Here is a 6,373-nt window from a genome sequence, read left to right on the forward strand (position 1 = left end):
CCCCAGCGGGCTGCTACGACCAAGGGGGACGCGGGCTCGCGAACGGGCGGGAGGCTCCGCTAGCGGAGCCTCCCGCAATCGCATCATGCACCACTTTCAAGATACAAGGGGGACCACCGAAGGTGGTCCCCCTCCCCGTACCGGGGAGGAAACAAAGGTCCGACTTCGGGCGAAACCCGCCGCAAGACGGGCCCCGTGCCCTAGTCCCCCGCGATCATCATCCCGTCGACCCGCAGGGTCGGCACGTTGATGGCGTGTTGCCATTCCAGATCGTCGGCCGGGGTCAGCGCGCGGAACATGTCGATCAGATTGCCGGCGATGGTGAATTCGGCAACCGGTCCCGCGATCTCGCCTTGGACAATCCGATAGCCCGAAGCGCCCCGGCTGTAGTCACCGGTCACGCCATTGACGCCATGCCCGATCAGTTCGGTGACATAGACCCCGTCGGCAATGTCGGCGATCAGCCCGGCCGGGCTGACCGTGCCCGGCGCGATATGGGTGTTGGAGGCGGCGATGCCCGGTGCGCCGCCGCCGCCACGCGCGGCATGGCCGGTGGGCGGGAGCCCCAACTGGCGGGCCGCCGCCGCATTGAGCAGCCAGCCGGTCAGCCGTCCGCCTTCGACCAGGGCCCGATGCGCGGTCGGCAGCCCTTCCCCGTCGAAGGGGCGCGAGCGCAGGCCGCGCAGGCGGAGCGGGTCGTCGATGATGGTCACCGCGCTGTCGAACAGCTGTTCGTCCTCACGCCCCAGCAGGAAGCTGGCCCCGCGGGCGATCGCCGCGCCCGACATCGCGCCGAGCAGGTGCCCCACCAGCGAGCCGCCGACCCGCGGATCGAACACCACCGGCATCGGCCCGCTGGCCAGGCGCGCGGGCGCCAGCCGCCGGACAGTCCGCTCGCCGGCGAGGCGGCCGATCTCTTCGGGCGGTGGCAGATCGGCCAGGTGCCGGGCGGATCGCCACGCATAGTCGCGCTGCATGCCGCCGCCCTCGCCCGCGATCACACTGGCCGAGACCGAGCGGCTGGTGGTGGCGTAGGCTCCGGCAAAGCCATGGCTGGTGACCAGGGCAAAGACGCCTTGGCCCGCGCTGGCCCCGGCTCCCTCGCTGTTGGTCACGCCGGCCACCTCGCGCGCGGCGGCCTCGGCCGCTTCGGCGAGGGCACGCAGATCGGCCGGGCCGGGTTCGTCGCCATCGACCAGGCCGAGCTCCGGGTGGGGGCCGGTGGCGAGGCAGTCCCCGGGGGCAAGCCCCGCGTAGGCATCCTCGGGGGCAAGGCGGGCCATGGCCACGACCCGCTGGGCCAGTTCGTCGAGCGCGGCATCGCCGAGATCGCTGGAGCCGATGCTGGCCGACGATCCCCCGACAAAGGCGCGCAGCGCGATGTACTCGCTTTCCGAACGCTCGACGTCCTCGAGCTTGCCCAGGCGGACCTGGATGCTCTCCGACGAATCGGCGATGTAGGCGGCATCGGCGCAGTCGGCGCCGGCGCGGCGGGCGCGTTCGACAAGGGCGGCAGCGCGATCGCGCGCGGCGTGGGGATCAAGCATGGGTCCCGCTTAGCCGATCGCTGCGGCTGGTGGGAACGGTTTTGTCAGGCCGGAGAGCGGGGGCGGGCTCAGTGGCGGATCAGATAGGCCAGCAGTTCGAACAGCCCGGCCAGGGCGAAGGGCAGGCCGATCGCCAGCACCCACAGCGCCACCATGTCGCGGCGATAGGCGGGGCCGAACCGCGGGTCGGCAGCCGCGGCGTCGCTCAGACGGTTCCAGCGATGCTCGAACCGGCGGCAGGCCGGGACGATCGCCGCGATCAGCACGATCAGCGCCATGTAGGGCAGGAGCGAGGCCGAATTGCCGCGCAGGGTGTTGATCGTGACGAAGATCTGCAGCCCGGTGTAGACGAGCAGGGCATAGGCCACCGAATCACTGACCTTGCGGCGCCAGTCGAGCGGCCGGGTGATCGGACGGCTGGGTGCCACCGATCCGGACACGATCTCGTTGCCGGTACCTTTCAGCCCCGTCTTGGTCATCGGCATCGTCTCTCTCCCCCGCTTATGGGTGTTTGCGGAAGGAGAACACCGATTCGGGTTTGAATCAAGCAACAATCCGTCGCGGAGAGCCGTCGTCGCAGGCCGGGACAGCTACCGCCCCGTTTTGCGGGCCCATTCCTGGTCGGCGCGACCACCACCAGCCCGAACCGCCGCTTTACCGGAATAACACCAGACCGGATGCAACCTTTGGTGGACTGGGGTTTGACAGAGGGCGGTCGACCCGACCCAGCCGGGACCTCCCTGCCGGGACCTGGGGGCCGTGACGCGGATCGCGAAAGGGCCTTTGCCGATGTCATTGGGACTTGCCGTGGTGCTGTGGGCCGCCAATCTGGCTGCCGCCGACCCTCGCCCGCCCGTGGCACCGATGGACCTGACCCGACTCGACCTGGCCCGCACCGACGCCGTGCTGCGCGGCATCCCGGCCAGCCATGCCGACATCGCCGTACCGCGTCTTCCCCGCCAGCGGCCGGCGCCCGACGAAACCACGAACCCCGATCTGGCCGTGCTGGTGGGCAACCGCCACCAGGGCGGGCAGTTCGAGATGGGGGCCCTCGGCGGAGGCCGGGCCGATGCGCCGGGCCTGGTCCACGTCGGGCTGGGCTTCGATTTCTGACCGGCTTGGCCTGCCTTCCGGCGATCGGCCGTTGGTCGCTGCCGAGCCTGGTACGGACGGCGGGACTCGAACCCGCACGATCAAGGATCAAGGGATTTTAAGTCTGCCAATTTAGGCTTCCGGAGCGTTCCTAAAACACCCTAAGCTATTGATAAAATTAGTAATCATTGATCAGACGCCAAGCTAAAACATACCAAGAACATCCGTGTAATTCCGGGCGCAATTACACACGAATTGCACCAACCTCAGGCTCAGTGAGGGCACAGTCATGCTCTCGCCCAATCGACACCCCACCCCCTATCAAAAACCAGATAAGGCTGACCGTACCGGGGGGCGCCCCCCATTTTACTTAGATGGGACCCGCGTTCTCTCTGTGCATCCGATTTTGCGCATCCCATTAGTGGCGCTAGAAAATTTTACGTACCTCGAATGTCGAGTCACAGCCGCGCTGCCGGTAATACACAATTGTGGAGCGGGTAAGGATGCAGGTTAGACCAACCGCGGGAATGAATGGTCCCAGCCGCAGCTTGTACGAACTCAACGTGGCGGTAGCGAAAACGGAATGATCTAGTCGCCTCGCCCCCCAAAACGGATCAATGGCGTCGAACCGGGTGATAGTGCCCTGGAAACCTGCCTCCACATTGACTGCCGATGTTTGTACGGTTGCAATCGCCCTGACCCCTACGGAGGTGTAAGCCTGCTCGTCATATCCGGCGTTGCGTCTAAGTATGGTGGGCCCGATTGAGATAACCCGGGTCGGCACCGGAGCGTAAACCAACGGAATAAAAGCATCTCCCTGCACCCCTGAAGCCGACTGTCCGATATCGGCAGCGTAGTAACCAAGCGTAGCCGTTGGCCGAAGTGCACTCTTGCGGCCAACCGGTAGTGTGTAGACAGCTTGGATGTAGGGCAGAGAGAACGACTGACGCTTTTGGCCAAGGCGGGTCACTCCGACCTTAACCTCAAAGGGGGTGCGCCCAAGCATGCGTGACAGGCTAACGTCTCCGACAAACCGATCGGCAAGATCATGCGGTAAATCCCTGTAGGAAGCGTTGGCTGACACCTGCCACCCGCTCTGGAACTCCTTCGAGTAGGTTCCCCCGATGGTTACGCCCCACAGGTTCCGATACGTTTCGTCAGGCTGGTACGTAAGCTCAATACCGGCGAAGTTGAGTGTATATGTCCCTGGCTGCTGGAGCGGGTTGCCGTAGCGCGCAAAGGACGCACTCAGTGTGAGCTTACCGCGCTGACGATCGATAGTGTTCAGAAAGGTCAGGATGTTAGACTTCACAATGGGCGGAGGGTCGTCCTTAAAGGCTTCAACAAAGAGCGTGCGCGCTCGCTTCCACTGTCGCGCAAGCATCAGTGCGCGGGCAAGTTCCAGCCGGATGCGTGGAGCACGGGTTTGGGTGTAGAGGTGCTCTAGGACCGGAATAGCAGCGGACACCTGACCAAGCTCAATCAGGTGCAAGGAACCTTTGAATTGCTGCTCTATTTCCGCCGGCGATACGATATTCACTTGTGGCGGGGCATCGAGCACCGAAATGGGCATGCTAACTCAGGGACGCTTTGCGCCGAAAGAGCCCACGTATTGTGCTACAGTTCCACTACTCCAGTTTAATACGAAAGCACCAGCTACTTCCTGACCCAGAGGGCCATAGAAGCTGCCCGAGGCTGTTCCTGTCAGCATGCCAGTGCCGTATCCTTGAGGAGTGGTTAGCGTTCCACTGAAGGTTCTCGAACCGGAAGCGTAGCTCAGTGTACCCGTGACATTCAGTCCAGGATAACTAACGGTACCTTGGGTATTGGATGCAACGTAAATAATTGATCTAGTTGAAAAATTCGCCGTGAGCGTAACGTCAGATGTAACTGGGTTAACCGTCCCAGACTGAGAAGAGTAATACCCAGCCGACGTGCCAGAGTACGTTGCCGACCCTGACGTTGGAACTGAAGCAGCGGGAGTTGCACTACCAGCATGGAAGCTATTTATATAACCTGCTGTCGAAGTTGATCCAGCCCAGGCGCCAAAACTCATATAAGAATACCCAGAAACTGAGGCGTTGTTTATGAGCAAAGTTGTAGCGCCACTAGGGGAAGAATACTTTATAGTGCTTGGACTCGACGCGAGATTAACCTTAGTCGAGCCGTCGCTCGTTGTGAAATTGACCGACGAAAGTGCGCCCGAAACGCTAACTCCCGAGGGTGTTCCCGAACTATAGGTGAAATCAGCCGTGGCATTTCCCACACTCGGTGTGCCGTAACTCCCAACAGCATTTGGGAACACCGCAGACGGAGTATAGGGTGCTTCGACGGTGCTGCCGGAGAGTCTGAGGACGCCATTACTGGGCGTCGTTTGCCAATTGGTGAATGCGGTGGGTGTGGGTGTGGGTGTCGGCGTAGGTGCCGGAGCCGGTGTGCTGTTCACGCCACCGCCCGAACCGCCTCCGCCGCATGCTGAAAGCGAAAAGGCAACCGGGACAAAAAATGCCATCCGCAATGCGCCGCGAGGAGCGGAACGACGGTCTCCGCAAAAATTCATAAATGTTTGCCCCCGTACTCTGGCCCGGCTGGTGCCGGGTGGTTGAACACATGCGAGCACGGGCCAACATGCCTCCCGTATTTCCTACGAGAGGTCTTATATTTCGGGAGCCGCCCGACATAGGCGGTTCCGTGCTCAGCACATTGACGTGCACTGCTAAGGCTGTTCAGACCCGAGCAGTGGCTTATTGATGCCATCGACCCTGCCGTTTGGCGAGTCTCAAAACAGCCACATCAAATGTTGGTTTTACGGCCTCGCCATCGCGGGCCAGTAGCCACCCCCAGTCCGAAGGCCAGAGCTTCCAGCAGCCGTAGCTCCGCTAGCATGCGGCTGCGCGCAGCCTTGGCGGCGCGGGTTTCGCGCCCGTGATGATAGTTCCAGTGATCTGATCCGCGTCGGACCCTCTTGTGCCCGCCGTGGGATTTGCAGGTGCGACAACCAGTCACCGCAGCCTTTCGGCACCTCTCGCCACGCGCGCGGCATACCGCAACGCAACGCTGGGCCGACCCGTTTGCCACATTAGGGAGCATGGCAACGACCCATCGAAACAGCCGAGGCGTAGGCCGGAGGGGCAGCCCGATCTTTGTGCGCAGACCCACGGATGGGAGAAGACCGAAAAGACCGAAAATGCAAAATCGGTCCGATCGGTCCAGCGGACCGAGACCGAAAAGACCGGTCCCCCTTAAGGGACCGGTCTTCGGTCCACACTTTTTCGGCTTTTACAGCCACACCCATTCATCCTGCGATGTATCGAGGCCGCGCTGGAGGTGTCCTCCAATGATCAGCCCCTGCACAGCTTCACGCGCGCGCGCAGCGCGCCTCCTCTTCTCCACCCCCACCATCGCGGTACTGGCCAAAGTCACGGCGTCGTCGATCCGCAGACAAGCAGTCTGCGGCCCAGCCCCTGCATGCCCGAGGTTGGTCGAGGCGCTAAGTGCAAGCTGCACCGCGGCCAGCGCTTCCTTCTGATGTTTCCCAGCCGGAGGAGGCTTACGGAAGATCACCTCTGCATCGGGACCAGCAGCGCAACTGGTGATCGGGTCCCCGTTGTAGCGCGACATTCACGGTGAGAATGCGCGACAATCAAGATGAGAATCCGGTGTGTCGGGATTTGCGTAGGGCGTAGCCCGGAGCGGATCCCGACACACCGGAGGGCCCCTTTGTGGGGAGGCCG

The 6,373-nt window shown here is 62.8% G+C and carries 6 protein-coding genes; 1 reads left to right on the top strand and 5 read right to left on the bottom strand.

Annotation, left to right across the window (positions count from 1 at the left end; all coding sequences use genetic code 11):
- Positions 1-200 precede the first annotated feature (200 nt).
- Both H7F49_RS18635 and H7F49_RS18640 read right to left on the bottom strand, forming a co-directional pair.
- A complete protein-coding gene (locus H7F49_RS18635) occupies positions 201-1,547 on the bottom strand; it encodes a TldD/PmbA family protein (RefSeq protein ID WP_185685069.1) in 1,347 nt (448 codons plus the stop codon).
- A 68-nt stretch (positions 1,548-1,615) separates the two neighbouring features.
- A complete protein-coding gene (locus tag H7F49_RS18640; protein ID WP_235982345.1) occupies positions 1,616-2,032 on the bottom strand; it encodes a hypothetical protein in 417 nt (138 codons plus the stop codon).
- 304 nt (positions 2,033-2,336) lie between these two features.
- Between H7F49_RS18640 and H7F49_RS18645 the strand changes: the two genes are divergently transcribed.
- Positions 2,337-2,660: a hypothetical protein gene (locus H7F49_RS18645; protein WP_185685070.1), complete on the top strand. Its 324-nt coding sequence runs from the start codon at positions 2,337-2,339 to the stop codon at positions 2,658-2,660.
- Positions 2,661-3,066: 406 nt separating this feature from the next.
- Here H7F49_RS18645 and H7F49_RS18650 read toward each other — a convergent pair whose 3' ends face one another.
- From H7F49_RS18650 to H7F49_RS18660, 3 genes are all read right to left on the bottom strand, one after another.
- Positions 3,067-4,212 (bottom strand): tetratricopeptide repeat protein, encoded by a 1,146-nt coding sequence (locus H7F49_RS18650; RefSeq protein WP_185685071.1) that lies wholly within the window; start codon positions 4,210-4,212, stop codon positions 3,067-3,069.
- A 6-nt stretch (positions 4,213-4,218) separates the two neighbouring features.
- Positions 4,219-5,199 carry a transferrin-binding protein-like solute binding protein gene (locus H7F49_RS20005; RefSeq protein ID WP_407940327.1) on the bottom strand — a complete coding sequence of 327 codons (981 nt, stop codon included), beginning with the start codon at positions 5,197-5,199 and terminating at the stop codon, positions 4,219-4,221.
- 719 nt (positions 5,200-5,918) lie between these two features.
- Positions 5,919-6,260 (bottom strand): hypothetical protein, encoded by a 342-nt coding sequence (locus H7F49_RS18660; protein WP_185685073.1) that lies wholly within the window; start codon positions 6,258-6,260, stop codon positions 5,919-5,921.
- Positions 6,261-6,373: the final 113 nt, after the last annotated feature.

The organism is Novosphingobium aerophilum, from assembly GCF_014230305.1.
GTDB lineage: Bacteria > Pseudomonadota > Alphaproteobacteria > Sphingomonadales > Sphingomonadaceae > Novosphingobium > Novosphingobium aerophilum.